Annotated in this window: 1 rRNA gene; it reads right to left on the bottom strand. The window is 57.3% G+C overall.

The features are described 5' to 3' along the window. Positions 1–21: 21 nt before the first annotated feature. Positions 22–3145, bottom strand: a 23S ribosomal RNA gene (locus ACFYW8_RS44360). Between the last annotated feature and the right edge of the window lie 145 nt (positions 3146–3290).

The following is a 3290-nucleotide window of genomic DNA, read 5'->3' as shown; positions in this document are numbered from 1 at the left end:
ACACAGTGGACGCGAGCAACTGAGGACAAGCCCTCGGCCTATTAGTACCAGTCACCTCCAGCGGTTACCCGCCTTCCAGATCTGGCCTATCAACCCAGTCGTCTACTGGGAGCCTTAACCCCTCAAGGGGGTGGGAATACTCATCTCGAAGCAGGCTTCCCGCTTAGATGCTTTCAGCGGTTATCCCTCCCGAACGTAGCCAACCAGCCATGCCCTTGGCAGGACAACTGGCACACCAGAGGTTCGTCCGTCCCGGTCCTCTCGTACTAGGGACAGCCCTTCTCAATATTCCTACGCGCACAGCGGATAGGGACCGAACTGTCTCACGACGTTCTAAACCCAGCTCGCGTACCGCTTTAATGGGCGAACAGCCCAACCCTTGGGACCGACTCCAGCCCCAGGATGCGACGAGCCGACATCGAGGTGCCAAACCATCCCGTCGATATGGACTCTTGGGGAAGATCAGCCTGTTATCCCCGGGGTACCTTTTATCCGTTGAGCGACGGCGCTTCCACAAGCCACCGCCGGATCACTAGTCCCGACTTTCGTCCCTGCTCGACCCGTCGGTCTCACAGTCAAGCTCCCTTGTGCACTTACACTCAACACCTGATTACCAACCAGGCTGAGGGAACCTTTGGGCGCCTCCGTTACTCTTTAGGAGGCAACCGCCCCAGTTAAACTACCCATCAGACACTGTCCCTGATCCGGATCACGGACCGAGGTTAGACATCCAGCACGACCAGAGTGGTATTTCAACGGCGACTCCACAACAGCTGGCGCTGCCGCTTCAAAGTCTCCCACCTATCCTACACAAGCCGAACCGAACACCAATATCAAACTGTAGTAAAGGTCCCGGGGTCTTTCCGTCCTGCTGCGCGAAACGAGCATCTTTACTCGTAGTGCAATTTCACCGGGCCTATGGTTGAGACAGTCGAGAAGTCGTTACGCCATTCGTGCAGGTCGGAACTTACCCGACAAGGAATTTCGCTACCTTAGGATGGTTATAGTTACCACCGCCGTTTACTGGCGCTTAAGTTCTCAGCTTCGCCACCCCGAAGAGTGACTAACCGGTCCCCTTAACGTTCCAGCACCGGGCAGGCGTCAGTCCGTATACATCGCCTTACGGCTTCGCACGGACCTGTGTTTTTAGTAAACAGTCGCTTCTCGCTGGTCTCTGCGGCCACCCCCAGCTCACCGAGTAAATCGGATCACCAGTGATGGCCCCCCTTCTCCCGAAGTTACGGGGGCATTTTGCCGAGTTCCTTAACCATAGTTCACCCGAACGCCTCGGTATTCTCTACCTGACCACCTGAGTCGGTTTAGGGTACGGGCCGCCATGAAACTCGCTAGAGGCTTTTCTCGACAGCATAGGATCATCCACTTCACCACAATCGGCTCGGCATCGGGTCTCAGCCTTGATGTGTGACGGATTTGCCTATCACACGGCCTACACCCTTACCCCGGGACAACCACCGCCCGGGATGGACTACCTTCCTGCGTCACCCCATCACTCACCTACTGCAGGTCTGGACCGTCGGCTCCACCACTCCCCCTTGCCCGAAGGCTCCGGGGCGGCTTCACGGACTTAGCATCGCCTGGTTCAATGTTTGACGCTTCACAGCGGGTACCGGAATATCAACCGGTTATCCATCGACTACGCCTGTCGGCCTCGCCTTAGGTCCCGACTTACCCTGGGCAGATCAGCTTGACCCAGGAACCCTTAGTCAATCGGCGCACACGTTTCTCACGTGTGTATCGCTACTCATGCCTGCATTCTCACTCGTGAACCGTCCACCACTGCCTTCCGGCGCGGCTTCACCCGGCACACGACGCTCCCCTACCCATCACAACACCCGTTGGGGCTATACGCTGCAATGACACGACTTCGGCGGTACGCTTGAGCCCCGCTACATTGTCGGCGCGGAATCACTAGACCAGTGAGCTATTACGCACTCTTTCAAGGGTGGCTGCTTCTAAGCCAACCTCCTGGTTGTCTGTGCGACTCCACATCCTTTCCCACTTAGCGTACGCTTAGGGGCCTTAGTCGATGCTCTGGGCTGTTTCCCTCTCGACCATGGAGCTTATCCCCCACAGTCTCACTGCCGCGCTCTCACTTACCGGCATTCGGAGTTTGGCTAAGGTCAGTAACCCGGTAGGGCCCATCGCCTATCCAGTGCTCTACCTCCGGCAAGAAACACACGACGCTGCACCTAAATGCATTTCGGGGAGAACCAGCTATCACGGAGTTTGATTGGCCTTTCACCCCTAACCACAGGTCATCCCCCAGGTTTTCAACCCTGGTGGGTTCGGTCCTCCACGACCTCTTACAGCCGCTTCAACCTGCCCATGGCTAGATCACTCCGCTTCGGGTCTTGAGCGCGCTACTGAACCGCCCTATTCGGACTCGCTTTCGCTACGGCTTCCCCACACGGGTTAACCTCGCAACGCACCGCAAACTCGCAGGCTCATTCTTCAAAAGGCACGCAGTCACGACGCACTGAGTAAACTCAATGCGCGACGCTCCCACGGCTTGTAGGCACACGGTTTCAGGTACTATTTCACTCCGCTCCCGCGGTACTTTTCACCATTCCCTCACGGTACTATCCGCTATCGGTCACCAGGGAATATTTAGGCTTAGCGGGTGGTCCCGCCAGATTCACACGGGATTTCTCGGGCCCCGTGCTACTTGGGTGTCTCTCAAACGAGCCGTTGATGTTTCGACTACGGGGGTCTTACCCTCTACGCCGGACCTTTCGCATGTCCTTCGCCTACATCAACGGTTTCTGACTCGTCTCACAGCCGGCAGACTGTGAAAGAGAGATCCCACAACCCCCCAAGCGCAACCCCTGCCGGGTCTCACACGCTTGAGGTTTGGCCTCATCCGGTTTCGCTCGCCACTACTCCCGGAATCACGGTTGTTTTCTCTTCCTGCGGGTACTGAGATGTTTCACTTCCCCGCGTTCCCTCCACATACCCTATGTGTTCAGGTATGGGTGACAGCCCATGACGACTGCCGGGTTTCCCCATTCGGAAACCCCCGGATCAAAGCCTGGTTGACGGCTCCCCGGGGACTATCGTGGCCTCCCACGTCCTTCATCGGTTCCTGGTGCCAAGGCATCCACCGTGCGCCCTTAAAAACTTGGCCACAGATGCTCGCGTCCACTGTGCAGTTCTCAAACAACGACCAACCACCCATCACCCCGAACCAGTAGTTCGAGTGCACTGGGGCCGGCACTGAAGGCAGCCACACGGGCCGTACCTTCAGACACCCAACAGCGTGCCCGACACTC

The organism is Streptomyces sp. NPDC002742 (assembly GCF_042888885.1).
Lineage (GTDB): Bacteria > Actinomycetota > Actinomycetes > Streptomycetales > Streptomycetaceae > Streptomyces.
The sequence above is the reverse complement of the archived record's forward strand: the minus strand, read 5'-3'. Positions and strand labels throughout refer to the sequence as shown.